Origin of the sequence: Streptomyces fructofermentans (genome assembly GCF_014651055.1) — a bacterium.
Classification (GTDB): domain Bacteria; phylum Actinomycetota; class Actinomycetes; order Streptomycetales; family Streptomycetaceae; genus Streptomyces; species Streptomyces fructofermentans.
In genome coordinates this window covers 110,086-135,113 of the sequence record NZ_BMWD01000009.1, presented here as the reverse complement: position 1 = coordinate 135,113, position 25,028 = coordinate 110,086, and the positions used below count along the sequence as shown (strand labels likewise).

Below are 25,028 nucleotides of genomic sequence, written 5' to 3'. Positions count from 1 at the left end.
GGGCGGGTGCCGCGACCGTGTGCCGGTCGGGGGCCGGGGCCGTCGGGGGTTGCGGTCGGTGGTGGTCCGGGGCGGGGGTCATGACGTCGCCCCGTCGCGGTCGGCCGCGAGCACGAAGGCGGCCGGGTCGGGGGGCAGCGGGTCGTGGACGCGGGCGGGCTCGTCCTCGTCCGGGGTCAGGAGGTCCGCCACGTCCAGGACGTGGTGCCCCCGCATGGAGGGCAGGCAACTGCCCCTGGCCGGGCCGATCGCGGCCGCCCAGTGCGCGGGTACGGCGGAGACCCCGCGGGTGGCGCCTGCCAGCGCGCCCGCGACCGCCGCCGTGGTGTCCGCGTCCCGGCCCATGTTCACGGCGGTGAGCACCGCCTCGGTGAAGTCGCCCCCGGCGGCCGCGTACGCGCCGAAGGCGAGGGCCACGGCTTCGGGGGCCAGGTCCGTCCAGGGGTAGCCGCCGATGACGACGGCGGACCGGACCGCGCGTTCGCCGCGGTGGGCGCAGGCCACGGCCCGGCGCAGCGAGCGGGCGGTCCAGGAGTCCTCGGGGATGACGGCCAGGGCCGAGGCGACCACGACGATCGGCGGGGCACCCGCCATGGCGGCGGCGACCCCGGCGGCGACCGCCTGGCCGCCGAGGATGCCCTCGCCGTCGTGGCTCACCGAGCCGTCGATCGCGACCAGGCGGGCCGCCTCCGCGGGGCGGCCCGCGGCGAAGACGCCGAAGGGCGCCGCCCGCATGGCGAGGCCGTCGCTCCACGCGTGCCGGTGCTGGGCGGAGATGGGGGCGGCGAGCCCTCTGCGCAGATTCTCCAGGGTGCCGCGCTCGCTGAAGCCGGCGCCGCGGAACGGGCCCTCGTCCCGGTCGGCGATCCACTGGTGCCAGGCCGCCTCGACATGGGCGACGGTGAGCGCCGAGCCGTGCCGGGCGAGCAGCAGCCCTGAGAAGATCGCGTACTCCGTGTCGTCCGTACCGGCGGGGTGCTCGGCCACGTATCCGGTGATGCGTCCCCAGCGCGCGCGGATCTCGGACGGCTTCATGTTCTCGGCGGGTGCCCCCAGCGCGTCCCCCACGGCGAGCCCCAGCAGCGCGCCGCGCGCCCGCTCACGGAGATCGGCGGCGCCGCCGGGCGCGGGGACCGAGGGAACGCAGGCAATCGAAGCCATGACGGTGCCTCTCCATCACTGGGTCCCAGAAGGACCCTTTGTGCATCTGTCCCACGGCAGCGGCCCGGCGGAGCCTCACGGGCCCCATCGTCACCCGGTCGACATCTGCGCGCAGGTCGCCACGGATGAGCGACGGAGGACGAAAGCGCAGGTAAGTACGGCCTTCCTTGCTGGCGGCGGCGAAATTCGCGGCGTATTTTGATTGTTGTCCAAAGGTGGAAATTGTCCAATCAAGCTTCCTTGGGGGATCCAGGCATGGCCGTCATCGAGACCGGGGCGACGCTTCACGAGGCGCACCGCGACAACCACACCCACCGCGACGTGAACGGCGGATGGCTGCGGCCCGCCGTGTTCGGGGCGATGGACGGCCTCGTCTCCAACCTCGCGCTGATGACGGGTGTGGCGGGCGGCGAGGTCTCCCACCGGACCGTCGTCCTGACCGGGCTCGCGGGCCTGGCGGCCGGAGCCTTCTCCATGGCCGCCGGCGAGTACACCTCCGTCGCCTCGCAGCGTGAACTCGTCGAAGCCGAACTCGACGTCGAGCGGCGGGAGTTGCGGAAGCACCCGAAGGACGAGGAGCGCGAGCTGGCGGAGCTGTACCGGTCCCGCGGAGTGGAGCCCGGCCTCGCCCGCGAGGTGGCCCGGCAACTGTCCGCAGACCCCGAGCAGGCGCTGGAGATCCACGCCCGCGAGGAACTGGGCATCGATCCCGGCGACCTGCCCTCCCCGGGCGTGGCCGCCGTCTCCAGCTTCGGGTCGTTCGCCCTCGGGGCCATGCTCCCCGTCCTGCCCTACCTGCTCGGCGCGAGCGCCCTGTGGCCCGCCGTGCTGCTCGCGCTCCTCGGGCTCTTCGCCTGCGGCGCCGTGGTGGCCCGGGTGACCGCCAGGACGTGGTGGTACGGCGGGCTGCGGCAACTCGCGCTCGGCGGCGCCGCGGCCGGTGTGACGTACGCCCTCGGCGGTCTGATCGGATCGGCCGTAGGATGACCCAGCCGTCGGTCGCTCACCTATGCACGGGACTGCATAAGTAGTTGTTACTCGGCGGTTTCGATTCCTTGAACACCGGGCATGAGCCGTAAGCGCTGCGGGCAATGACGCCACTGCCGCGCACGAGGCGGTGCGCGACGTTGCGCGCCGCGGTCGGACCGACGGTCATGGATCTGTCCGAAAAGGTCCCCTGTTCAGCCGCCACGAGCGGCACCCCGCCGCGACCCGCGGTGTCCGCATGCTGGAACACGGTATCCGGTTCACGAGGACCGCCCCATCATGTAACCTGCACGAAATTTTGCACCTTCAGCAGAGGGCCAACGTCGTCCCTCGGCACATGCATATGCCACGACGACGACGGGAGAGCCGATGCGTACGCCGCGCCAGCCGTCCCAGCACTCCACGAATGGCCAGAACTGGTCGTTCATGGATGCTCGCCCTGCCGCGCAGGGGATGTACGACCCGCGCAACGAGCACGACGCCTGCGGCGTCGGCTTCGTGGCGACCCTCACCGGTGAGGCGAGCCACGCGCTGGTCGAGCAGGCGCTCACCGTGCTCCGCAACCTGGAGCACCGCGGCGCGACCGGCTCGGAGCCCGACTCCGGAGACGGTGCCGGCATCCTCTCCCAGGTACCCCACGCCTTCTTCCGCGAGGTCGCCGCCTTCGACCTCCCCGAGGCCGGCGGATACGCGGTCGGCATCGCCTTCCTGCCCGAGGCCGGCACCGCCGAAGCCGTCTCACACATTGAGACGATCGCCGCCGACGAGGGCCTGACGGTCCTCGGCTGGCGCGAGGTCCCGGTCGCCCCCGAACTCCTCGGCGCCACCGCCCGCTCGACGATGCCGGTCTTCCACCAGCTGTTCGTCGCCGACGGCACCTCCGGGGCCGGGCGGGCGCCCGCCCAGGGCATCGAACTCGACCGCAAGGCCTTCGTCCTGCGCAAGCGCGCCGAGCGGGAGGTCGGCGTGTACTTCCCGTCGCTCTCCGCACGGACCATCGTCTACAAGGGCATGCTGACCACCGGCCAGCTGGAGCCCTTCTTCCCGGACCTGTCCGACCGCCGCTTCGCCTCCGCGATCGCGCTCGTGCACTCCCGGTTCTCCACCAACACCTTCCCGAGCTGGCCGCTCGCCCACCCGTACCGCTTCGTCGCGCACAACGGCGAGATCAACACGGTCAAGGGCAACCGCAACTGGATGGTGGCCCGCGAGTCCCAGCTCGTCTCCGAGCTCTTCGGCGACAAGGGCCTCGACCGCATCTTCCCGATCTGCACGCCGGACGCGTCCGACTCGGCGTCCTTCGACGAGGTGCTGGAACTCCTGCACCTGGGCGGACGCTCCCTGCCGCACTCCGTGCTGATGATGATCCCGGAGGCGTGGGAGAACCACGACTCCATGGACCCGGCCCGGCGCGCCTTCTACCAGTTCCACTCCACGATGATGGAGCCCTGGGACGGCCCGGCCTGCGTCACCTTCACCGACGGCACCCAGGTCGGCGCCGTGCTCGACCGCAACGGTCTGCGCCCCGGCCGCTACTGGGTCACCGACGAGGGCCTCGTCGTCCTCGGCTCCGAGGTCGGCGTCCTCGACATCGACCCCGCGAAGGTCGTCCGCAAGGGCCGCCTGCAGCCCGGCCGGATGTTCCTCGTCGACACCGCAGAGCACCGGATCATCGAGGACGACGAGATCAAGGCCGGCCTCGCCGCCGACCTGCCCTACGCGGAGTGGCTGGAGGCCGGCGAGATCGAGCTGTCCGACCTCCCCGAGCGCGAGCACATCGTCCACACCCACGCCTCGGTCACCCGGCGCCAGCAGACCTTCGGTTACACGGAGGAGGAGCTGCGCGTCATCCTCGCGCCGATGGCCAAGACCGCGGGCGAGCCGCTCGGCTCCATGGGCACGGACTCGCCGATCGCCGCGCTCTCCGAGCGCCCGCGGCTGCTCTTCGACTACTTCACCCAGCTCTTCGCACAGGTCACCAACCCGCCGCTGGACGCCATCCGCGAAGAGCTGGTCACCTCCCTGCGCTCCTCCCTCGGCCCCGCGGGCAACCTGCTGGAGCCGACCGCCGCGTCCTGTCGCAGCGTCACCCTGCCGTTCCCGGTGATCGACAACGACGAGCTGGCCAAGCTCATCCACATCAACGCCGACGGCGACATGCCGGGCATGAAGGCCGCGACCCTCTCCGGCCTGTACCGCGTCTCCGGCGGCGGCGACTCCCTCGCCGCCCGCATCGACGAGATCTGCGCCGAGGCCGACGCCGCCATAGAGAACGGCGCCCGGCTGATCGTGCTCTCGGACCGGCACTCCGACGCCGAGCACGCCCCGATCCCCTCGCTGCTGCTCACCTCGGCCGTCCACCACCACCTCATCCGCACCAAGCAGCGCACCCAGGTGGGCCTGCTGGTCGAGGCGGGCGACGTCCGCGAGGTCCACCACGTGGCCCTCCTCATCGGGTTCGGCGCCGCGGCGGTCAACCCGTACCTGGCGATGGAGTCCGTCGAGGACCTCGTCCGCGCCGGCACCTTCCTCCAGGGCATCGAGGCCGAGCAGGCCATCCGCAACCTGATCTACGCGCTCGGCAAGGGCGTCCTCAAGGTCATGTCCAAGATGGGCATCTCCACGGTCGCCTCCTACCGCGGCGCCCAGGTCTTCGAGGCCGTCGGCCTCGACCAGGAGTTCGTCCGCACGTACTTCAACGGCACGGCCACCAAGATCGGCGGCGTCGGCATCGACGTCGTCGCCAAGGAGGTCGCCGCCCGCCACGCGAAGGCGTACCCGGCCAGCGGCATCGCGCCCGCCCACCGCGCCCTCGACATAGGCGGCGAGTACCAGTGGCGCCGCGAGGGCGAGCCGCACCTGTTCGACCCGGAGACGGTCTTCCGCCTCCAGCACTCGACGCGCAGCCGCCGCTACGACATCTTCAAGAAGTACACGGACCGCGTGAACGAGCAGTCCGAGCGCCTGATGACGCTGCGCGGCCTGTTCGACTTCAACACCGGCCGCGAGCCGATCTCCATCGACGAGGTCGAGCCGGTCGCCGAGATCGTCAAGCGCTTCTCCACCGGCGCCATGTCGTACGGCTCCATCTCGCGCGAGGCGCACGAGACGCTCGCCATCGCCATGAACCGGCTCGGCGGCAAGTCCAACACCGGCGAGGGCGGCGAGGACCCGGACCGCCTCTACGACCCGGCCCGCCGCTCGTCGATCAAGCAGGTCGCCTCCGGCCGCTTCGGCGTGACCTCCGAGTACCTGGTCAACGCCGACGACATCCAGATCAAGATGGCCCAGGGCGCCAAGCCCGGCGAGGGCGGCCAGCTGCCCGGCCACAAGGTCTACCCCTGGGTCGCCAAGACCCGGCACAGCACCCCCGGCGTGGGTCTGATCTCCCCGCCGCCGCACCACGACATCTACTCGATCGAGGACCTGGCCCAGCTGATCCACGACCTGAAGAACGCGAATCCGCAGGCGCGGATCCACGTGAAGCTGGTCTCCGAGGTCGGTGTCGGCACGGTCGCCGCGGGCGTCTCCAAGGCCCACGCGGACGTCGTCCTGATCTCCGGACACGACGGCGGCACCGGCGCCTCGCCCCTCACCTCGCTGAAGCACGCGGGCGGCCCCTGGGAGCTCGGCCTCGCCGAGACCCAGCAGACCCTGCTGCTCAACGGCCTGCGCGACCGCATCGTCGTGCAGACCGACGGCCAGCTCAAGACCGGCCGCGACGTCGTCATCGCCGCGCTGCTGGGCGCCGAGGAGTTCGGTTTCGCGACCGCGCCGCTCGTCGTCTCCGGCTGCGTCATGATGCGCGTCTGCCACCTGGACACCTGTCCGGTCGGCATCGCCACCCAGAACCCGACCCTGCGGGACCGGTTCTCCGGCAAGGCCGAGTACGTGGTGAACTTCTTCGAGTTCATCGCACAAGAGGTCCGCGAGATCCTCGCCGAGCTCGGCTTCCGCTCCATCGAGGAGGCCGTCGGCCACGCCGAGCACCTCGACGTCGCCCGTGCCGTCACCCACTGGAAGGCGCAGGGCCTGGACCTGGCCCCGCTCTTCCACGTGCCGGAACTGCCCGAGGGCGCCGCGCGACACCAGGTCGTCGAGCAGGACCACGGCCTGGAGAAGGCGCTCGACAACGAGCTGATCAGGCTCGCCGCCGACGCCCTCGGCGCGTCCGGCGAGACCGACGCGCAGCCGGTCCGCGCCCAGGTCGCGATCCGCAACATCAACCGCACGGTCGGCACCATGCTCGGCCACGAGGTGACGAAGAAGTTCGGCGGCGCGGGCCTGCCCGACGACACCATCGACATCACCTTCACCGGCTCGGCCGGCCAGTCCTTCGGCGCCTTCCTCCCGCGCGGCGTGACCCTGCGCCTGGAGGGCGACGCCAACGACTACGTCGGCAAGGGCCTCTCGGGCGGCCGTGTGATCGTCCGCCCCGACCGGGGCGCCGACCACCTCGCCGAGTTCTCCACCATCGCGGGCAACACCATCGCGTACGGCGCGACCGGCGGCGAACTCTTCCTCCGCGGACGCACGGGCGAGCGGTTCTGCGTCCGCAACTCCGGCGCGACGGTCGTCTCCGAGGGTGTCGGCGACCACGGCTGCGAGTACATGACCGGCGGCCACGCGGTGGTGCTCGGCGAGACGGGCCGCAACTTCGCGGCCGGCATGTCCGGCGGCGTCGCCTACGTCATCGACCTCGACCGCGACAACGTGAACGTCGGCAACCTCGGCGCGGTCGAGGCGCTGGACGACACCGACAAGCAGTGGCTGCACGCCGTCGTGCGCCGGCACCAGGAGGAGACGGCCTCCACCGTCGCCGAGAAGCTGCTGGCCGAGTGGGACACCGCGGTCGAGCGCTTCAGCAAGATCATCCCCAGCACGTACAAGGCAGTGCTCGCCGCCAAGGACGCCGCCGAGCGAGCCGGACTCACGGAGTCCGAGATCACCGAGAAGATGATGGAGGCGGCGACCAATGGCTGATCCCAAGGGCTTTCTGAACCACGGCCGCGAGGTCGCCAGGACCCGCCCGGTCACGGAGCGCCTCAAGGACTGGAACGAGGTCTACGTTCCCGGTTCGCTGCTCCCGATCATCTCCAAGCAGGCCTCGCGCTGCATGGACTGCGGCATCCCGTTCTGCCACAACGGCTGTCCGCTCGGGAACCTCATCCCCGAGTGGAACGACTACGCGTACCGCGAGGACTGGCAGGCCGCGTCCGAGCGGCTGCACGCCACGAACAACTTCCCGGAGTTCACCGGCCGCCTGTGCCCGGCTCCGTGCGAGTCGGCGTGCGTCCTCGGCATCAACCAGCCCGCGGTGACCATCAAGAACGTCGAGGTCTCCATCATCGACAAGGCGTGGGACAGCGGTGACGTCGCCGCCCAGGCCCCCGAGCGCCTGTCGGGCAAGACGGTCGCCGTCATCGGCTCCGGGCCCGCGGGCCTCGCGGCCGCGCAGCAGCTGACCCGGGCCGGCCACACGGTCGCGGTGTACGAGCGCGCCGACCGCATCGGCGGCCTGCTCCGCTACGGCATCCCCGAGTTCAAGATGGAGAAGCGCCACATCAACCGCCGCATCGAGCAGATGCGCGCGGAGGGCACCAAGTTCCGTACCGGTGTGGAGATCGGCCGGGACATCGACGCGGCCAAGCTGCGCAAGCGCTACGACGCCGTGGTCGTCGCGGCGGGTGCCACCGTCTCCCGCGACCTGCCTGTCCCGGGCCGCGAACTGACCGGCATCCACTTCGCGATGGAGTACCTGCCGCTCGCCAACAAGGTGCAGGAGGGCGACTTCGTGGCGCCCCCGATCACCGCCGAGGGCAAGCACGTCGTCGTGATCGGCGGCGGCGACACCGGCGCGGACTGCGTCGGCACGGCACACCGCCAGGGCGCCGCCTCCGTGACGCAGCTGGAGATCATGCCCCAGCCGGGCGAGGAGCGGAACCCGGGCCAGCCCTGGCCGACCTTCCCCATGCTCTACAAGGTGACCTCCGCGCACGAGGAGGGCGGCGAGCGGGTCTACTCCGTCTCCACCACCCACTTCGAGGGCGACGAGGACGGCCATGTGCAGTGGCTGCACCTCGTGGAGGTCGAGTTCGTCGACGGCCGGCTGAACCAGAAGCCGGGCACGGAGCGCAAGATCCCCGCCCAACTGGTCACGCTCGCCATGGGCTTCACGGGCACCGACCAGGAGAACGGCCTGGTCTCCCAGTTCGGTCTGGACCTCGACGAGCGCGGCAACGTCGCCCGCGACGCCGACTTCGCGACCAACGTCCCCGGCGTGTTCGTCGCCGGTGACGCCGGGCGGGGCCAGTCGCTGATCGTGTGGGCCATCGCGGAGGGCCGCTCGGCCGCCCGCGGGGTCGACCGCTTCCTCACCGGGGCGAGCGACCTGCCGGCCCCGATCCGTCCCACGGACCGCTCCCTGACGGTCTGACGCCCCCCCCCAAGACGTCCCGTACAACGGCGTACGGAACTGAGCGCGGCGCCTGCTTTGTCCCCGACCGGACGACGGCAGGCGCCGTGGTGCGTCCGGGGGCGGTCCGCGTACGGGCGCGGGGCAGGGCCTTCGGGCACGGCACCCGGGGCCCGCGCGGGGAACCCGGGCGGCGGAGCCGCGGAACCCGGGCGGCGGAGCCGCGGAACCCTGGCGGCCGGTGCCGAGGGGACGCCCGCGGCGCGAGGCCGCCCGCGCGGTCGGCACAGGGCGGCCCGAACCGGGCGCCGGCCCTAGTCCAGCTCGTACGGGGTGCCGTAGACCTTCCACCTCAGCGGGGTCTCCAGTGCCAGGTTCCCGTCGTACAGGAACCGCCGCTGGGCCGTGTCGATGCGGGTGGTGTCACGCTTCTCGGACTTCATCGTGCCGCGGCGGACGTCGAGGAAGATGTCGAGGTACGCCTTCTCGTCGCCGCCCTCCGCCGGGGTGTCGGCCTCCGCCACGGCGCGCGCCCTGATGCCGTGGAAGCCGGGGTCCGAACCGGGACCGTGCATGACCATCGCGTCGTAGTAGATGAACTGCCCGAGCGCGCCCAGCCCGTCCCGCTTCGCCGCGCGCACCGCCGGGTCGAAGTAGACCCGGTCGCGCTCGGAGTCCTGGGCGCGGCGGAAGGCATCCGTGCGCGCCTCCGCCTTCCAGGCCGCCGTGAACGCGGCGCCCAGACCCTTGTGCGAGTCCGAGCCGTCGACCTCGCGGAGCGCGGGCAGGAAGCGTGCCAGCGCGTTGTCCGGACGGGACTCGGTGTAGCGCTCGACCAGGACGAGCAGATCGTGCGTCCCGGTGGTGAACCCGATGATGCCCGCGGTGTAGCCGCGTCCGTCGTCGATGTCCTCGATGTAGTCGTACTGGGCGCGCCAGTCGAGGCTGGAGTTCTCGGCACTCGACACGATCCGCTGGGCCAGGTCCTTCATCTCCGGCGACGCCAGATCGCCCTCCCCGGAGCCGGCCGGCGCTGACGCCCGAGCGTCGGAGGACGGACCGTCCGCCTTCTCGGCCTTCCCCGCCGGAACGAGGAGGTAGGCCGTCACCGCGAGGAGCGGGACAGCGGCGAACAGCAGACGACCGGCGCGTTTCATGTGGCAAAGAGTACGATCGGCCCCGACTGCCGTCCGGCATCGGGTGTGGGTTCCGCGGAGTCAGGGGAGGACCTGTGGGCACTGAGGAACACGCGCTGCTGCGGACGGAGTTGCGTGCCCCGCTGCCGGAGGCCTTCGGCTCCCTGGACGGGGCGCGGGCCGCACTGCTCGCGGACGCGCTGCGCCGGGCCCGCGAGCGGCGGCTGTCGGGGCTGGCCGAGGCGGTCGAGGACGCGCTCACCCTGGTACCTGCCCTGGCCCGCGAACCCGTCGGACGGATGCTCCAGCGGTAGACGGGTTCCGTAGGGAACGGTCGGACCAGACTTTGGGGGCGTCCGCATGGACACACTGCGCGGCAGGGCCGAGGCGCTGAAGCTCGCCCGGCTGCTGGACGTCGACCCCCGTGACCTGGCGTTCCTCGGGGAACTCCCGGCCGACGAGGTGCGGGTCTTCCGTGAACGGGCCGTCGCCGCACTGTTCGACGACGTCCCCGGGACGGTCGACCGCATCGCCGCGCTGACCCGGCTGCTGCCCGCCGGCGCCGCCGCGGCGATCGCGCAGAAGGCACTCGGGCCGCGGCTGTCCGGCGCGCTCGCCGGACGGCTGGAACCCGCCCGCGCCGCCGACATCATCGGCCGGCTGCCGGCCGGCTTCACGGCCCGGTGCTGCCACCACGTCGACCCCAGGCGGATCGGCGGGATCGTGCGCAGGCTGGACGACGACGTCGTGGTACGCGTGGCACTCGTCCTCGCCGCGCGCGGCGACCACCTCACGATGGGCCGGTTCGTCGGGCACCTTCCGGACCCGGTGCTGCTCCGCGTCCTGCCGGAACTGGACGACGCGACCCTGCTGCGCACCGGATTCGTCGCCGACCATCCCGAACGGCTGGGCCACGTCGTCGGGTTGCTGGACAGCGAGCGGCTCGCCTCGGTCGTCGCGTCCGCCGCCGACGAGGGGCTGTGGCCCGAGGCGATGGCCGTCGCCTCCGCGGTGGACGGCGAACAGCGGCTCAGGATCGCCTCCCTCACCGCCGCCCAGCCCGAGGCCCGGCTCGACTCCCTCGTACGCACCACCGCCGAGCAGGACCTGTGGGAGTCGCTGCTGCCGATCGTGGCCGTGCTCGGCGAGGACGAACTGCGGGCCGTCGCCGCGCTGCCCTCGCTGCGTGAACCCGCGGTGCTCGACGGACTCGTGCGCGGCGTCGTCGCGACCGGGCTGTGGGCGGACTTCCTGCCCCTGGTGGGCGTGCTGCCCGCGACCGCGCGGCGGGTGGTCGCGACGGCGGCGGGCGCCCTCACGGACGCCGAGCTGGAGGCGCTGGCCGAGGGCGTCGAGAAGGAGGGCCTGTGGGAACTGGTGCTCCCGCTGCTGGAGTTGACCGACGCCGACGCCAGACGCCGCATTCTCGCGCTGCCCGCCCTGCGGGAGCGGACCACCGGATAGGCCCCGCCCGGCCGCCGTGCCGGGCGCGGACGCACCGGCTCACGGCGGACGGGTGACGCCGGTGTGCGGTCCCGCGGCCCGCTCCTCGGCGTGGACCAGGGCCCGCTCCTCGCCGAGGACCAGGGCCCGGCACTCGGCCGGGGTGCCCCAGGCCGTACGCAGCGCACGGGCCCTCGCCAGCCACAGGGACAGGTCGTACTCCGCGGTGTAACCGATCGCGCCGTGCGACTGGAGGGCCGTCCGGGCCGCCAGGTACGCGGCCTCGCCCGCCGCCACCTTGGCGGCGGCCACATCCGCCGGGGCCATCGTGAGCGCGGCGCCGAAGACCAGCGGGCGGGCGAACTCCAACGCGATCCTCACGTCCGCCAGCCGGTGCTTGACCGCCTGGAACGAGCCCACCGGCACCCCGAACTGACTGCGCCGCCCGACGTACGCCACCGTCGTGTCGAGCAGCGCGAGGCCCACGCCGAGCGCCTGCGCCGCGGTCGCGAGGCGGGCCGCCCCGACGGCCGGCGCGAGGTCGACGCCGGAGGCGAGCAGCTCCCCGTCCGCCGCCGGCAGGCCGAACCGTCGCGCCGGGTCCGGGGACGCGCGCACCGCGCCGTGCCCCTCGGCCAGCCGCAGCTCACCGTCCCCGACCGTGAGCAGCAGCCCCGCCGCGTCCGCGTCCAGCGCGTACGAGCCCCGCGGCGCGAGGGTCGCGATCAACTCCCCGGCGGCCAGCCCCGGCAGGAACCGCTTCGCCGGGCCGGGCTCCGTCAGCAGCGCGGCCGCCGCCACGGTCTCCGCCAGCGGACCGGGCACCGCGTGCCGCCCCAACTCGACGAAGGCGACAGCCAGTTCCACCGGCAGCGGCCCGACACCCCCGTACGCCTCGGGGACCGCCAGAGCGAAGACCCCCGCGTCGGCGAGCCGTGCCCACAGCACGCGGCCGGGCGTGTGGTCCCCGGCGCCCCAGGAGCGTACGACCGACGGGGTGTCCGCCGCCGTCAGCAGGGCGTCCAGGGAGCGGGCGAAGGCGCGCTGCTCGTCGTCCAGCAGGAAGCGCATCAGCGGCGTCCCTTCGGCAGGCCGAGGAGGCGCTCGGCGATGATGTCGCGCTGGATCTCGTTCGTGCCCGCGTAAAGGGGGCCGGCCAGGGCGAACACGTACCCCTCGTCCCAGGCGTCCTCCTCCCGCGCGGCCTCCTGACCGTCCTCCCGCGCCATCCCCGGCGTGCCCCGCGCCCCGCCCCACGCGTCGTCGCCGCCGTCCGCCGCCGCGAGGACGTCGAGGGCCGTCTCGTGCAGGGCGATGTCGAACTCGGACCAGAAGACCTTGTTCATGCTGGACTCCGGACCGAGCGGTTCGCCCTCCAGGACGCGGCAGGCGTGGGCGTAGGTGAACAACTGGTGGGCGCGGGCGCCGATCAGCGCGTCGGCCACCCGGTCCCGCGTGTACGGGTCCCGCCCGCGCCCGCGCCACAGCGCGGCCAGCCGGTCGGCCGACGCCAGGAACCTGCCAGGGGAGCGCAGGGTCAGTCCGCGCTCGTTGCCCGCTGTCGACATGGCGATCCGCCAGCCCTGCCCCGGCTCCCCGACCACGTCCTCGTCGGGCACGTACACCTCGTCCAGGAAGATCTCGGCGAAGGCCGGCCTGCCGTCGAGACGGCCGATCGGCCGGACCGTGACGCCCGGCGCGCGCAGGTCGAACATCAGGTAGGTGAGGCCCTGGTGGGGCTTCTCGGTGTCCGGCCGGCTGCGGAACAGGCCGAAGGCGCGGTCGGCGAACGCGGCCCGCGACGACCAGGTCTTCTGCCCGCTCAGCAGCCAGCCCCCGGCCGTGCGCACCGCCCTCGACCTGAGGGCGGCCAGGTCCGATCCGGCGTCCGGCTCGGACCAGGCCTGCGCCCAGACGACCTCGCCGCGGGCCATGGGCGGCAGGACCCGGGCGCGCTGCTCGTCGGTGCCGTGCTCGAAGAGGGCCGGCGCGAGGAGGGCGATGCCGTTCTGCCCGACCCGGCCCGGGGCGCCGGCCGCGTAGTACTCCTCCTCGAAGGCGAGCCAGCGCAGCAGTCCGCAGTCCCGTCCCCCGTAGGCGGCCGGCCAGGACACCACCGACCAGCGGTCCGCCGCCAGTTCGGCCTCCCACGCGCGGTGGGCAGCGAACCCGTCCGCGGTCTCCAGGGACGGCAGGGGCCGGGCAGGTACGTGCGCGTCGAGCCAGGCCCGCGCCTCGGCGCGGAACGCCTCGTCGGCGGGGGAGCGGTTCAGGTCCACGGTCACCCTCCTCGCGGTGCACGGCCTTCCCTAACAAGTGTTTGGTAGGTTAGCGTGGTCCCATGACAGACGTCGAGAGCCCGGACTACGTGCCGGGCCACGGCCTGCTGGAAGGACGCACCGCCGTCATCACGGCCGCCGCGGGCGCGGGCATCGGCGGGGCGACCGCCCGCCGCTTCCTGGAGGAGGGCGCGCGCGTGCTGATCAGCGACGCGCACGCGCGACGGCTCAAGGAGCACGAGGCGCGGCTTGCCGCGGAGTTCGACGGCGTCGCCTCCCTGCCCTGCGACGTCACCGACGAGACCCAGGTCCGCGCGCTCTTCGACACGGCCGTCGAACTGCACGGCCGGTTGGACATCGTCGTCAACAACGCCGGACTGGGCGGCACGTCCGACCTCGTCGGGATGACCGACGAACAGTGGTCGAAGGTGCTGGACGTGACCCTGACCGGCACCTTCCGGTGCACACGCGCCGCCCTGCGCGCCTTCCGGGACAGCGGCCTGGGCGGTGTCGTCGTCAACAACGCCTCCGTCGTGGGCTGGCGCGCCCAGGCCGGCCAGGCCCACTACGCCGCGGCCAAGGCGGGCGTCATGGCTCTGACCCGGTGCGCGGCGGTCGAGGCCGCCGAGTTCGGCGTGCGGGTCAACGCCGTCTCGCCGAGCCTCGCCCTGCACCCCCACCTGGTGAAGGTGACCACCCCCGAGCTGCTGGAGGAACTGACGGCCCGTGAGGCCTTCGGGCGGCACGCCGAGCCGTGGGAGGTCGCCAACGTGATCGTGTTCCTGGCCTCCGGCTACTCCTCCTACCTGACCGGCGAGGTGGTGTCGGTGAGCAGCCAGCATGCGTGAGCCGTCGGGAGCGGGTTCCCCAGGGACCACAATGGCGGCGTGCCTACCAAGAAGAAGCCCCAGGTGACCGCCTCGCCCGAGCGGCGCCGCGAACTCCTCGGCACCGCCGCCGAGGTCTTCGCCGAACAGGGCTACAACGCCACCACCGTGCGCAAGATCGCGGACCACGCCGGCATGCTCGCGGGCAGCCTCTACTACCACTTCGACTCCAAGGAATCGATGCTGGAGGAGATCCTGCGGACGTTCCTCGACGAGCTGTGGGACGGCTACGACACGGTCCTGGACGCCGAACTGGGCCCCCGCGAGACCTTGGAGGCCCTGGTCACCGAGTCCTTCCGCGAGATCGACCGGCATCGCGCGGCCGTCGCGATCTACCAGAAGGAGTCCAAGCAGCTCGCGCCCCAGGAGCGCTTCGCGTTCCTCGCCGAGTCGCAGCGCAGGTTCGAGAAGGCGTGGCTGTCCACGCTGGAGCGGGGAGTCGCGGCCGAGGCCTTCCGGGCCGACCTCGACATCCGGCTCACGTACCGGTTCGTGCGGGACACCGTGTGGGTCGCCGCGTCCTGGTACCGGCCCGGCGGACAGCACAGCCCCGAGGAGATCGCCCGGCAGTACCTGTCGATGGTGCTGGACGGGATCGCCGTTCGTCCGTAACCACTGGGTGAGTCACCGTGTGAGGAGTCGTCATGGCCGAGGCCTACATCGTCGAAGCGGTCCGTACACCCGTCGGGCGCCGCGGGGGCGGACTCGGCGGGGTCCATCCGGCAGATCTGGGCGCCCACGCGCTGAAGGCGCTGGTCGACCGGTGCGGAGTCGACCCGGCCGCCGTCGAGGACGTCGTCTTCGGCTGCCTGGACGCCGTGGGACCCCAGGCCGGCGACATCGCGCGGACCTCCTGGCTGGCGGCCGGGCTGCCCGAGGAGGTGCCCGGGGTCACGGTCGACCGCCAGTGCGGGTCCTCGCAGCAGGCCGTGCACTTCGCCGCGCAGGCCGTGCTCTCCGGCACGCAGGACCTCGTGGTCGCGGGCGGCGTCCAGAACATGACGCAGATACCCATCGCCTTCGCCTCCCGCCGCGCTGCCGAGCCGCTGGGCCTGACGGGCGGGCCGTTCACGGGCAGCGAGGGCTGGCGCGCCCGGTACGGGAACCTGCCCGTCGACCAGTTCCACGGAGCGGAACTCATCGCGGCGAAATGGCGGATCGGCCGGCGCGAGCAGGAGGAGTTCGCGCTGCGCTCCCACCGCCGTGCGGTCCGGGCGATCGACGAGGGCCGCTTCGCACGGGAGATCGTGCCCCTCGGTGACATGACGGCCGACGAGGGGCCCCGCCGGGACACCTCGCCGGAGAAGATGGCCGCCCTGCGGCCGGTGGTCGAGGGCGGTACCGTCACGGCCGCGTGCTCCTCGCAGATCTCCGACGGCGCCGCGGCCCTGCTCATCGCGTCCGAGCGGGCGGTACGGGAGCACGGGCTGACGCCGCGCGCCCGCGTGCACCACCTCTCCGCGCGCGGAGAGGATCCGATACGGATGCTGTCGGCGCCGATCCCGGCCACCGCGTACGCCCTGAAGAAGTCGGGGATGTCCCTCGACGGGATCGACCTGGTCGAGATCAACGAGGCGTTCGCGCCCGTCGTGCTCGCCTGGCTGAAGGAGACGGGCGCGGACCCGGACCGGGTCAACGTCAACGGCGGGGCCATCGCCCTCGGACACCCGCTGGGCGCCACGGGCGTGCGGCTGATGACGACCCTGCTGCACGAACTGGAGCGCACGGGCGGGCGCTTCGGACTCCAGACGATGTGCGAGGGCGGCGGCCAGGCGAACGTCACGATCATCGAACGGATGTAGCGCGGAACGGTTGCAGCGCGGGGCGGTTGCAGCGCGGGGCGGGGGTGGATCGGGGCGCGGGTGGACCGGGGCGGTGGTGGCCGGGGCGGCTGTGATCCGTGCCGCGACGGCTCGCCCCGCCCTGCCGCGTCGTGCCGTGAGCGGAGGGGCGCCGTGCCACGTCATGCCCGCCTCGCCCCGCGACAGCCTGCCGAGCCGCGCCCCGCCGCCGGCAGGGGGCCGGGACGCTCCCGGCACCGCAACCCCCCGGCCCAGGAGCCCGTCGGCCGAGCCGGTCAGCCCGGGGTCGAGGCCCCAGGGGCCCGCAGCCCGCGCAGGGTCTCGTGGGCCTCCGCCATCACGCGGTCCACCAGCTCGGCGCAGGAGGGCAGGTCCTCGATCAGGCCCGCCACCTGGCCCGACGCCATCACCCCCAGATCCGTGCGCCCCTCGACCATGGACGCCCGCAGCAGCACCGGGGTGTTGGCGGCCATCAGCACCTGCCCCCAGGAGAGGTCCTTGCCGTGCCGCATCGCCAGACCGTCGCGGACCATCCGCGACCAGGTGAGGCCCGACAGCCGTCTGAAGCGCGCCGCGTGGCGCACCGCCCGCATCAGGGCCGCCGTACGGCCGGCCGACTCCAGCGAGGTGACGAGGTCCGTGCGCAGCATGCGGTGCGGCAGGCCGTCCACGGCGGTCGTCACCGTCACGTCCCGGACCGTGGCCGCGAGGTACGCCGCCTTCACCGCGTCGGGGACGGTCGAGTCGGAGGTGAGCAGGAAGCGGGTGCCCATCGCGACGCCCGCTGCCCCGTACGCCAGCGCCGCGACCAGACCCCGGCCGTCGTAGAAGCCGCCCGCGGCGACCACCGGAATGTCCACGGCGTCCACGACCTGCGGGAGCAGCACGGTCGTCGCCACCTCGCCGGTGTGGCCGCCGCCCTCGCCGCCCTGCACGATCACCGCGTCCGCTCCCCAGGCCGCGACCTTCTCGGCATGGCGGCGGGCCCCGATCGACGGGATGACGACGACACCGGCGTCCTTCAGTTCCGCGATCAGCCCGCGTGAGGGCGCGAGCGCGAACGAGGCCACCGCGACGCCCTCCTCGACGATCACCCGGACGCGGTCGCGGGCGTCCGACGCGTCCGCGCGCAGGTTCACCCCGAACGGCGCGTCCGTCCGCGAGGCGACCTCCCGCACAGCCGACCGCAGTTCGCCGACGGACATCGTCGCGGAGGCCAGGATGCCCAGCGCGCCCGCGTTCGCCGTCGCGGACACGAGGCGCGGGCCCGCGACCCAGCCCATCCCGGTCTGCACGATCGGACGGCGCACCCCGACCAGCCGGGTCAGCGCGGTCTCCATCAGTCCGCCACCTCCCGCGCGCGGTTGTTCCTCCGGTCGATGACCTCGCGGATCAGCCGCAGCTCCTCGGCCGTGGGCTCACGGGTGCGCGGCACCTCGTCCGGCACGGCCAGCGCGAAGCCCGTCGCCTCCAGCACCCGGTCCAGCGTGACGCCCGGGTGCAGCGACGCGATCCGCATCGAGCGGTCGGGTGTGCCGAAGTCGAAGACACCCAGGTCGGAGACCACCCGCGGGATGCGGTGGAAGCGGCCTGCGCCCGGATGCTCGGCCACCCGGTCGTACCCGACCCCGCACACCATGTCGACCTTCTCGACGAACACCCGCGCGGAATGCCTCGGTATCCAGTAACTGGTCGGATTGTTCAGGGTGTTGACCGGGGCGCCGCGCACGCCGAGCAGCTGTCTGCGCGGCCTGGCCCAGTCGCCGACGCAGGAGATGTTCTGGTTGCCGAACCGGTCGATCTGGCTCGCCCCCATCATCACGTGCCGCCGGCCGCCCGTCACCAGCGCCAGGTGGTCGCGGTAGGGCAGCCAGCCCTCCGGCGTCCCCTCGGGTCCGATGAGCATCGCCTCGCCGTCGGTCAGCAGCAGGTCGGGCGAGAAGGTGCGCCGCGCGAGCCGCGCGCCGATCGACGGGATCAGCCCCATCGGGCTGGCGAGGATCTCGCCCGCGTCGCGCCACGCCTCGGCGCAGGCGACCACGCAGTACTCGGCGCGGGTGGCGGCGACCCGGCCCGCGCTCACGCCTCCTCCTCGTGCCAGGCCGCCACGGCCGACCGGTAGGCCCGCTCGTCGTCCCCGAGGAAGCGCTCCGCGAACTCCGGCCAGGGCGTGGACGCGTAGAGCCTCTGGAACACCTCGTCCCGGTCGTGGTCCGGCGCGCAGGACGTGAAGTGCGCGCCGCCGGGCGCCTCCACCACTCCGGTCACATGGAGCCGCTTGACCAGCAGGCTCTGCGGGGGCGCCGCCTTCGTCAGTTCCGCGGTGTCGACGATCCGCTCGCACGACAGGTAGGCGGTGTCGGCCGCCTCGCAGAACAGGTCGTCGAAGTACGGGTCGGGGCCCAGGTACTGGCCGTTGCCCGCCCGGTCCGCACGGTTGACGTGGACCAGTGCGGCGTCCAGGCGCAGGGCGGGCATGGCCACGAGGGTCTCGTGGTGGCCCGACTCGTCCTCGTACGGCGAGGTGACGGTCCGCAGCGAGGGGTTGACCCGCATCACGTCCGAGCCGATGCCCGCCCGCACCGGCAGGAACGGCAGCCGGTTGGCGGCGGCCCGCAGCCCCCACATGAACATCGCCTCGTCGACCTCCATCAGCTCCAGGGCGCCGGCCTCGCGGGCCGCGCGGAAGTTCGGTTCCAGCGGGACGGAGTCGAGCGTCGCGAAGGGGGCGACCAGCTTGCGGATGCGCCCGGCGGCCGCGAGCATCCCGACGTCCGGGCCGCCGTACGAGACGACGGTGAGAGCGGTGATCTCGGACCGGAGCAGCGCTCTCACCAGTGCCATCGGTTTGCGGCGGGAGCCCCAGCCCCCGATGCCGATCGTCATCCCGCTCTCCAGCCGCGCGACGACGTCCCGCGCCGACATGGTCTTGTCGCTCACCGGCCCTCCCCTCCGCCCACCGCTCGCTCCTCTCCCGCCGGTTCCCGGCCGTCCACCGGGCCGCCGACAGCCCGCTCTCCGCCCGCCGGTCCTCCTCCGGTCGCCCGGTCCTGCCAGGCCCGCCGTGCGTCTCCGGTCTCCGGCCCGTCTCCGGTCTCCGGCTCGTCCCTGACGGGCGGTCCGTCTCCGGTCTCCGGCTCGTCGCCCGCCGTCGGTCTGTCTCCGACCGCCTGCCCGTCCCCGGCCGCCGCCCCGTCCCCGACTGTCGGTCCGTCCCCGACCGCCTGCCCGTCGTCGACCGCCGCCCCGCCCCCGGTCGCCGGTTCGCCGGTGGGGCCGTCCGGCCTTCCGAAGCCGGCCCGGACCCGGTCCGCGACCCCGGAGAGGTTCGCCTCGAAGGTGAAGCCCTGCTCGAAGCGGTAGCTGCGGCGCACGTCGACGGGGTCGATGCCGTTGATCGCGGCCTTGGCCAGCCGGATCAGCACCCCGTCCTTGCCCGCTATCTCGCGGGCCAGCTCCATCGCCGCACCCGGCAGCTCCGCTCCCGGCACGACCCGCCACACCGATCCGTGCGCGTGCAGTTCGGCGGCCGTGGCCGTGCGCGAGGTGTAGTACAGCGCGCGCATCAGGTGCTGAGGCACCAGGCGGGCCAGATGCGTGGCCGCGCCGAGGGCGCCCCGGTCCAGCTCGGGCAGGCCGAAGACCGCGTCCTCGCTCGCCACGATCGCGTCCGCGTTCCCCACGAGCCCGATGCCGCCGCCCAGGCAGAAGCCGTGCACGGCGGCGACCACGGGGACCTCGCACTCGTACACCGCGGCGAACGCCTCCGCGCAGCCTCGGTTGGCCCCTCTCAGCACGCCGTGACCCGTCGCCTCCCCGCTGTCCCGCTGCATCTCCTTGATGTCCACGCCCGCGTTGAACCCCCGGCCCCGCGCGGTCAGCACCACACAGCGCACCTCCGCGTCGCGGCCCGCCGCGCGCACGGCGTCCGCCAGCTCGAACCAGCCGCGCACCGGGAGGGCGTTCACCGGTGGGAAGTCGACCGTGACGACGGAAATCCCCTTTTCCGGGGACGAGGTGGAGACACCCATGGAAGCATCAGCTACCTTTCCACCAAACGTTTGTTAGGTGTGGTCCGAAGTTGAAGGTAACAGCGAATTCCGACGAGTGGGAGAGGCTGTGGACAAACGGCTCGCGGTGGTCACGGGCGGCACCCGGGGCGTCGGCGCCGGAATCGCGCAGGCGTTCGCCGAGGCGGGCGCCCAGGTGGTCGTCTGCGCGCGCAGGCCGCCCGAGACCCCGCTGGACGGAGTGGAGTTCGCCCCGCTGGACCTGCGGGACCGGCCTGCCGTGCACGCCTTCTTCGACGGCCTGCCCCGCCTCGACGTCCTCGTCAACAACGCGGGCGGCGCCCCCCACCGGCCGCTCGCGGGGACGGACGCCGAGCGCCACGCCCGGGTCGTCGAACTGAACCTCACCGCGCCCCTGACGGCCTCCCTGGCCGCGTACGAGCACCTCCGCAGGGCGCGCGGCTCCGTCGTCATGATCGGCAGCGTGAGCGGCACCCGGCCCTCGCCCGGCACGGCCGCCTACGGGGCCGCGAAGGCGGGCCTGGAGAACCTGGCCCGCTCGATGGCCGTGGAGTGGGCGCCGGAGGTACGGGTCAACACCATCGTCGTCGGCATGGTCCGCACCGAGCTCGCACGGCTGCACTACGGGGGCGACGACGGCGTAGCGGCGGTGTCCCGCACCGTCCCGCTCGGCCGGCTCGCCGAGCCCTCGGACGTCGGCGGCGCGGCGGTGTTCCTCGCCTCCGACGCCGCCGCCTACATCACCGGGGCCAGCCTCCTCGTGCACGGCGGCGGGGAACGCCCGGCCTTCCTGGACGCGGCGACTGTCAACAAGGAGACGTGAGATGGCGGGAATCTGCGACGGACGGGTGGTCGTCGTCACGGGAGCCGGGCGCGGACTGGGGCGCGCGCACGCCCTCGCCTTCGCGGCGGAGGGGGCCCGCGTCGTCGTCAACGACCTCGGCGTCGGCCTCGACGGGCGGCCCGGCCCCGGCAGCCCGGCCCTGCGGGTCGTGGACGAGATCACCGCGGCCGGCGGCGAGGCCGTCGCTCACGGGGGCGACATCGCGACCGGTGAGGGTGCCGCGTCCCTGATCCGTACGGCCGTCGAGTCGTTCGGCCGGCTCGACACACTCGTCAACAACGCCGGGTTCCTGCGCGACCGGATGCTGGTGAACCTCGACGAGGACGACTGGGACGCCGTCATGCGGGTCCATCTCAAGGGCCACTTCCTGCCTCTCAGGCATGCCGCCGCGCACTGGCGGGCCGAGGCGCGGGAGGGACGGGCACCGCGCGCGCGGGTCGTCAACACCGCTTCCGGGGCGGGCCTGTCGGGCTCCGTCGGGCAGGGCAACTACAGCGCGGCGAAGGCGGGCATCATCGGGCTGACACTCGTGGCCGCGGCCGAACTGGGCCGCTACGGGGTGCAGGTCAACGCCGTCGCGCCGGCCGCGCGCACCCGGATGACGGAGACCGCCTTCGCCGAGGCCATGGCGGCGCCGGACAGCGGTTTCGACGCGATGGCCCCCGAGAACGTGTCCCCCCTCGTCGTCTGGCTGGGCTCGGGAGCGAGCGAGGGGGTCACCGGCCGGGTGTTCGAGAGCGAGGGCGGCCGGATCACCGTCATGGAGGGCTGGCGGCCCGGCCCGAGCACGGACAGGGGCGGGCGGTGGACGCCCGCGGGGGCCGGGGACGCGGCCCGCGACCTGCTGGCACGCGCGGAGGCGCCCCAGCCGGTCCACGGGGCACGGTAGGCGGCGCCGGACGCCCGTGAACGGGCCGACAGGACCGCGCGGTACCGGGCCGCCGGGCGGGCGGTCCACCGGGTGACCGGACGGCCGGGCGGGCGGTCCGCCGGGGGGCCGGGTGGCCCGGTGGCAGTCGCCGGGCACGGGTCATGAGGCCCCTCGGCGACGAGGCCCGCGAGTCCCGGGTCCGCGAGTCCTGGGTCCGCGAGTCCCGGGTCCGCGAGTTCCAGGTCCGCGAGTTCCGGGACTGCGAGTTCCGGGTCCGCGAGTCCCGGGTTCCGGGTCATGGGTCATGGGTCATGAGGCATTGATCATGGGGTCACGTGGTCATGGCGCCGCCGGTCCGCCGGTCCGCGGGGCCGAGGGGGCCGAGGGGTCGGCCGCCGGTGCGGCCCCCGACGGGCCGGGCCCCGCTTCGAGGAGCGCGAGGACCTCGGCCTGGCCCGTCTCCCGGTCGTCGGACGCGGCCGGCCGGCCGTCGCGCAGGAGCGTCACCTCCACGACGCCGACGGCGTCGCCGCCGAGTCCGCGTCCGCCACCGTCCCGGGTGAAGCGGCGGGTCGTGAACGAGTGACCGGGGCCGTGCGCCCGCTCCAGGGCGCCCCGCAGCTCGGCCTCCACGTCCCGCGCCGACAGCCGGCGGGCCTCGGCCAGGGCCTCGGGGCGCGCTGCGGCGCCGTGCGCGAAGAGCAGGCGTACGCAGCCGGGGGAGCCCCGGCGGACCGCCGCCACCAGCAGGGGTTCGCCGCCGGGCGGGGGCATCGGGCGGTCCGGGTCGGCGCCCGCGGCCAGCAGTTCGGCGAGCACGGCGGTGTGGCCGCCCCGCACGGCCCAGGTCGACGCCGTGTGGCCGAACTCCTCGGCCAGGTCCGGCGCGGCCCCGGCCGCCAGCAGTTCGCGTACGGCATCGGTGCGGCCCCAGCACGCCGCCCCGCACAGCGGGGACTCGCCGTCCCCGCTCAACCGGTCGGGGGCGGCCCCGGAGGCCAGCAGGAGGCGTACGACGGCGGAACGGCCGTCCGCGGCCGCCGTGTACAGGGCGGTGACGCCCTCGTCGTCCGTCGCCTCCGGGCTCGCGCCCGCGCGCAGCAGCCGGGCGACCGCCCGCTCGTCGCCCGCGTGGACCGCCGCGTGGAGCGCGGCCGCCGGATTCCCCATGGATCGTTCCTCCGTCACTGCCTCTGCCTCTGCCTCTGCCTCTGCCCCTGCCTGTGCCCGCGCCGCACCTCTGCGTCGGCTGCCGCCCCCGCCGGTGGACCCGTGTCCCGCCGCCTCCGAGCCCGCCCCTATGTGTCGCACTCCAGAACCGTTCGGCACAGCCCGCAGCGCGCCCTCACCCGGCCCCGGACCGGCACCCGGATCCGCTGGTGGCACGTCGGGCAGGGGAACGAGACGCGCAACGGGCCGCCGTCGTCCGGTGTGAAGCTGTACGGGGTGCCCGCGGGCGCGGACGGGGCGGCCTGCTCCTGGGCGTGCCTGCGGTCCTTCGCGTAGCGGCGGCGGCCCGCCCATCCGGCGGCCGTCAGCGGCGGCTGCCGCTCGTCGTGCCGGGCCCGGTCCAGCCCGCGGGTGTACGCGGTGTACGCCTGCGGGCTGGTGAACCACGTGGCGGGGTCCTCGCCGAACGCCAGGGAGCGCTTCGCCAGCACGTACCCGAACTCCTCCGGTGTCAGATAGCCGAGCTTCTGCGAGGACGTGGCGTCCTCCCGGAACGCGTCCAGCAGCAGCCAGCCCGCGCCGAGGTACGTCGTCGCGGTGTCCGTGAGGATCTCGTTGTCGCGCGTGCCCGGGAAAGAGAGCCCGAGCCGGTGCAGGTACACGTGCATCACCTCGTGCGCGAGGGCCGCGCCGATGTCCCTGCGGTGCCGGCGGAAGCGGTCGTTCAGCTCGATGAAGTACTCCGGGCCCGCCGCCAGTTCGACGCTCGCCGCGTGCTCCATCTCCCGGAAGCCCACGATCATCCGGGCGTCCGGCAACCGGAAGTGCAGCACCAGTTCACGGGCCACCCGCTGGGCCCCCAGATGCAGGTCGTCGGTGTCCCCGAACGCCACGTCGGCGAGGGGCACGCTGCTCGCGAAGGTCCGGACGGTGTCGTACGAGAGGCGCTTGTACAGCGCGGTCACCGCCGCCCGCACCGTCTCCAGGTGCGGATAGCCGTGCTCGACCGGACCGCCGTTCGCCACGCCCGTCCCCCCAAGAGGCCCCGAACTCCCTCCACTCTACGGGGACGAGAGCGGAATCCGCCGGGCCGGGTTGCCCGGCCGGACCGTGAGATCCGCCCTTGCCGTCGATGCCCCATGATCCTCATACTTCTGTGCGCCCTTCCGCGCACTCAAATCCCCATGAAAGGGATGATGTTGACCAATAGCAGGTTCAGTTTCCTCGGGAGAACCGCCTTCCGGCGGGCCGCGGCGGTGGGTGCCGTCGCCCTCGCGACCGCGAGCCTCCAGCCTCTCGCCGCCCAGGCCGCTCCCGCGCCGGTGGTCGGGGGCGTTCCCGCCGCGCAGAACGAGTTCCCGTTCATGGTCCACCTGTCCATGGGCTGCGGCGGCGCGCTCTACAAGAAGGACGTCGTCCTGACCGCCGCGCACTGCGTGTCCGGTTCGGGCAGCACCACCCGCATCACCGCGACCGCCGGGGTCACCGACCTCGGCGACCCCGCGGCGATCAAGGTCAAGTCCACCAAGGTCCTCCAGGCCCCGGGCTACAACGGAACCGGCAAGGACTGGGCGCTCGTCAAGCTCGCCCGGCCCATCGATCGGCCCACGCTGAAGATCGCGACGAACACCCGCTACAACAGGGGCGCGTTCATCATCGCGGGCTGGGGCGACACGGCGGAGAACGCCAACACGGGCTCGACCAAGCTGCTCAAGGCCAAGGTGCCGTTCGTCAGCGACCGCAGGTGCAAGCTGCACTACGGCGGCGACCTCGTTCCCTCGCAGGAACTGTGCGCCGGGCTGCCGCGCGGCGGGGTCGACACCTGCCAGGGCGACTCCGGCGGGCCCATGTTCCGCAAGGACGACGGCGGCGCGTGGATCCAGGTCGGGATCGTCAGCTGGGGCGACGGCTGCGCACGGCCGCTGGTGCCCGGTGTCTACACCGAGGTCTCCACGTTCGCGAGCGCGATAGCCAGCGCCGCGGCGACGCTGTAGGCGTACGG

General features: G+C 73.4%; 20 protein-coding genes and 1 pseudogene. 11 read left to right on the top strand and 10 right to left on the bottom strand.

Features of this window, described 5'->3' with window-relative positions; genetic code table 11:
• Positions 1 to 78 precede the first annotated feature (78 nt).
• On the bottom strand, positions 79 to 1,161 hold the full coding sequence (locus IE265_RS15245; protein ID WP_190036084.1) for an ADP-ribosylglycohydrolase family protein: 1,083 nt from the start codon (positions 1,159 to 1,161) through the stop codon (positions 79 to 81).
• A 255-nt stretch (positions 1,162 to 1,416) separates the two neighbouring features.
• Between IE265_RS15245 and IE265_RS15240 the strand changes: the two genes are divergently transcribed.
• From IE265_RS15240 to IE265_RS15230, 3 genes are all read left to right on the top strand, one after another.
• Positions 1,417 to 2,148, top strand: coding sequence for a VIT1/CCC1 transporter family protein (locus tag IE265_RS15240; RefSeq protein WP_190036083.1), 732 nt, complete (start codon positions 1,417 to 1,419; stop codon positions 2,146 to 2,148).
• 369 nt (positions 2,149 to 2,517) lie between these two features.
• Complete coding sequence (gene gltB, locus IE265_RS15235; protein WP_190036082.1) at positions 2,518 to 7,131, top strand: glutamate synthase large subunit; 4,614 nt, start codon at positions 2,518 to 2,520, stop codon at positions 7,129 to 7,131.
• Complete coding sequence (locus IE265_RS15230) at positions 7,124 to 8,584, top strand: glutamate synthase subunit beta (protein ID WP_190036081.1); 1,461 nt, start codon at positions 7,124 to 7,126, stop codon at positions 8,582 to 8,584. Before gltB ends, IE265_RS15230 begins: the two co-directional genes overlap by 8 nt.
• A gap of 293 nt (positions 8,585 to 8,877) precedes the next feature.
• Here the strand turns inward: IE265_RS15230 and IE265_RS15225 are convergent, their stop codons facing one another.
• Positions 8,878 to 9,720 carry a chitosanase gene (locus tag IE265_RS15225; RefSeq protein ID WP_190036080.1) on the bottom strand — a complete coding sequence of 281 codons (843 nt, stop codon included), beginning with the start codon at positions 9,718 to 9,720 and terminating at the stop codon, positions 8,878 to 8,880.
• A 74-nt stretch (positions 9,721 to 9,794) separates the two neighbouring features.
• Between IE265_RS15225 and IE265_RS15220 the strand changes: the two genes are divergently transcribed.
• On the top strand, positions 9,795 to 10,013 hold the full coding sequence (locus IE265_RS15220; protein WP_190036079.1) for a hypothetical protein: 219 nt from the start codon (positions 9,795 to 9,797) through the stop codon (positions 10,011 to 10,013).
• A 46-nt stretch (positions 10,014 to 10,059) separates the two neighbouring features.
• A complete protein-coding gene (locus IE265_RS15215; protein ID WP_190036078.1) occupies positions 10,060 to 11,163 on the top strand; it encodes a hypothetical protein in 1,104 nt (367 codons plus the stop codon).
• A gap of 39 nt (positions 11,164 to 11,202) precedes the next feature.
• Here the strand turns inward: IE265_RS15215 and IE265_RS15210 are convergent, their stop codons facing one another.
• Together IE265_RS15210 and IE265_RS15205 are read right to left on the bottom strand one after the other, a co-directional pair.
• Positions 11,203 to 12,213 carry an acyl-CoA dehydrogenase family protein gene (locus IE265_RS15210; RefSeq protein WP_190036077.1) on the bottom strand — a complete coding sequence of 337 codons (1,011 nt, stop codon included), beginning with the start codon at positions 12,211 to 12,213 and terminating at the stop codon, positions 11,203 to 11,205.
• A complete protein-coding gene (locus IE265_RS15205) occupies positions 12,213 to 13,421 on the bottom strand; it encodes an acyl-CoA dehydrogenase family protein (protein ID WP_190036076.1) in 1,209 nt (402 codons plus the stop codon). Before IE265_RS15205 ends, IE265_RS15210 begins: the two co-directional genes overlap by 1 nt.
• 62 nt (positions 13,422 to 13,483) lie before the next feature.
• Between IE265_RS15205 and IE265_RS15200 the strand changes: the two genes are divergently transcribed.
• From IE265_RS15200 to IE265_RS15190, 3 genes are read left to right on the top strand one after another with little or no spacing between them, the layout of a single operon-like run.
• Positions 13,484 to 14,269, top strand: coding sequence for an SDR family oxidoreductase (locus IE265_RS15200; protein ID WP_190036075.1), 786 nt, complete (start codon positions 13,484 to 13,486; stop codon positions 14,267 to 14,269).
• Positions 14,270 to 14,308: 39 nt separating this feature from the next.
• On the top strand, positions 14,309 to 14,920 hold the full coding sequence (locus IE265_RS15195) for a TetR/AcrR family transcriptional regulator (protein WP_190036074.1): 612 nt from the start codon (positions 14,309 to 14,311) through the stop codon (positions 14,918 to 14,920).
• A 32-nt stretch (positions 14,921 to 14,952) separates the two neighbouring features.
• Positions 14,953 to 16,110 carry an acetyl-CoA C-acetyltransferase gene (locus IE265_RS15190; RefSeq protein ID WP_190036073.1) on the top strand — a complete coding sequence of 386 codons (1,158 nt, stop codon included), beginning with the start codon at positions 14,953 to 14,955 and terminating at the stop codon, positions 16,108 to 16,110.
• A gap of 275 nt (positions 16,111 to 16,385) precedes the next feature.
• Here IE265_RS15190 and IE265_RS15185 read toward each other — a convergent pair whose 3' ends face one another.
• The 4 genes and pseudogenes from IE265_RS15185 to IE265_RS15170 all read right to left on the bottom strand — a co-directional run.
• Positions 16,386 to 17,450 carry an NAD(P)H-dependent flavin oxidoreductase gene (locus tag IE265_RS15185; protein ID WP_190036072.1) on the bottom strand — a complete coding sequence of 355 codons (1,065 nt, stop codon included), beginning with the start codon at positions 17,448 to 17,450 and terminating at the stop codon, positions 16,386 to 16,388.
• The gene (locus tag IE265_RS15180; protein ID WP_190036071.1) at positions 17,450 to 18,193 is read right to left on the bottom strand and encodes a CoA-transferase subunit beta; all 744 of its coding nucleotides are present in this window, start codon (positions 18,191 to 18,193) and stop codon (positions 17,450 to 17,452) included. The genes IE265_RS15185 and IE265_RS15180 overlap by 1 nt, the downstream gene beginning before the upstream one ends.
• Entirely contained in the window at positions 18,190 to 19,050 is an 861-nt protein-coding gene (locus IE265_RS15175; protein WP_190036070.1) for a CoA transferase subunit A, read from the bottom strand. The genes IE265_RS15180 and IE265_RS15175 overlap by 4 nt, the downstream gene beginning before the upstream one ends.
• A gap of 335 nt (positions 19,051 to 19,385) precedes the next feature.
• Positions 19,386 to 20,141: pseudogene (locus IE265_RS15170) on the bottom strand (enoyl-CoA hydratase family protein); the annotation flags it as partial.
• An 88-nt stretch (positions 20,142 to 20,229) separates the two neighbouring features.
• Here IE265_RS15170 and IE265_RS15165 point away from each other — a divergent pair.
• Both IE265_RS15165 and IE265_RS15160 read left to right on the top strand, forming a co-directional pair.
• Positions 20,230 to 20,964, top strand: coding sequence for an SDR family oxidoreductase (locus IE265_RS15165; RefSeq protein ID WP_190036069.1), 735 nt, complete (start codon positions 20,230 to 20,232; stop codon positions 20,962 to 20,964).
• A gap of 1 nt (position 20,965) precedes the next feature.
• Positions 20,966 to 21,874 carry an SDR family oxidoreductase gene (locus IE265_RS15160; RefSeq protein WP_190036068.1) on the top strand — a complete coding sequence of 303 codons (909 nt, stop codon included), beginning with the start codon at positions 20,966 to 20,968 and terminating at the stop codon, positions 21,872 to 21,874.
• 321 nt (positions 21,875 to 22,195) lie between these two features.
• On the opposite strand, the gene IE265_RS15155 is transcribed toward IE265_RS15160, so the two are convergent.
• Together IE265_RS15155 and IE265_RS15150 are read right to left on the bottom strand one after the other, a co-directional pair.
• Positions 22,196 to 23,026: an ankyrin repeat domain-containing protein gene (locus tag IE265_RS15155; RefSeq protein ID WP_190036067.1), complete on the bottom strand. Its 831-nt coding sequence runs from the start codon at positions 23,024 to 23,026 to the stop codon at positions 22,196 to 22,198.
• 128 nt (positions 23,027 to 23,154) lie between these two features.
• Complete coding sequence (locus IE265_RS15150) at positions 23,155 to 24,051, bottom strand: hypothetical protein (protein WP_190036066.1); 897 nt, start codon at positions 24,049 to 24,051, stop codon at positions 23,155 to 23,157.
• Positions 24,052 to 24,222: 171 nt separating this feature from the next.
• Between IE265_RS15150 and IE265_RS15145 the strand changes: the two genes are divergently transcribed.
• Complete coding sequence (locus tag IE265_RS15145) at positions 24,223 to 25,020, top strand: S1 family peptidase (protein ID WP_190036206.1); 798 nt, start codon at positions 24,223 to 24,225, stop codon at positions 25,018 to 25,020.
• Positions 25,021 to 25,028: the final 8 nt, after the last annotated feature.

What these genes read in the sequence shown, in the direction of transcription:
- IE265_RS15245 (WP_190036084.1), bottom strand. Translation starts at nt 1,161, where the DNA reads ATGGCTTCGATTGCCTGCGTTCCCTCGGTCCCCGCGCCCGGCGGCGCC.
- IE265_RS15240 (WP_190036083.1), top strand. Translation starts at nt 1,417, where the DNA reads ATGGCCGTCATCGAGACCGGGGCGACGCTTCACGAGGCGCACCGCGAC.
- gltB (WP_190036082.1), top strand. Translation starts at nt 2,518, where the DNA reads ATGCGTACGCCGCGCCAGCCGTCCCAGCACTCCACGAATGGCCAGAAC.
- IE265_RS15230 (WP_190036081.1), top strand. Translation starts at nt 7,124, where the DNA reads ATGGCTGATCCCAAGGGCTTTCTGAACCACGGCCGCGAGGTCGCCAGG.
- IE265_RS15225 (WP_190036080.1), bottom strand. Translation starts at nt 9,720, where the DNA reads ATGAAACGCGCCGGTCGTCTGCTGTTCGCCGCTGTCCCGCTCCTCGCG.
- IE265_RS15215 (WP_190036078.1), top strand. Translation starts at nt 10,060, where the DNA reads ATGGACACACTGCGCGGCAGGGCCGAGGCGCTGAAGCTCGCCCGGCTG.
- IE265_RS15210 (WP_190036077.1), bottom strand. Translation starts at nt 12,213, where the DNA reads ATGCGCTTCCTGCTGGACGACGAGCAGCGCGCCTTCGCCCGCTCCCTG.
- IE265_RS15200 (WP_190036075.1), top strand. Translation starts at nt 13,484, where the DNA reads ATGACAGACGTCGAGAGCCCGGACTACGTGCCGGGCCACGGCCTGCTG.
- IE265_RS15190 (WP_190036073.1), top strand. Translation starts at nt 14,953, where the DNA reads ATGGCCGAGGCCTACATCGTCGAAGCGGTCCGTACACCCGTCGGGCGC.
- IE265_RS15185 (WP_190036072.1), bottom strand. Translation starts at nt 17,450, where the DNA reads ATGGAGACCGCGCTGACCCGGCTGGTCGGGGTGCGCCGTCCGATCGTG.
- IE265_RS15160 (WP_190036068.1), top strand. Translation starts at nt 20,966, where the DNA reads ATGGCGGGAATCTGCGACGGACGGGTGGTCGTCGTCACGGGAGCCGGG.
- IE265_RS15155 (WP_190036067.1), bottom strand. Translation starts at nt 23,026, where the DNA reads ATGGGGAATCCGGCGGCCGCGCTCCACGCGGCGGTCCACGCGGGCGAC.
- IE265_RS15145 (WP_190036206.1), top strand. Translation starts at nt 24,223, where the DNA reads ATGTTGACCAATAGCAGGTTCAGTTTCCTCGGGAGAACCGCCTTCCGG.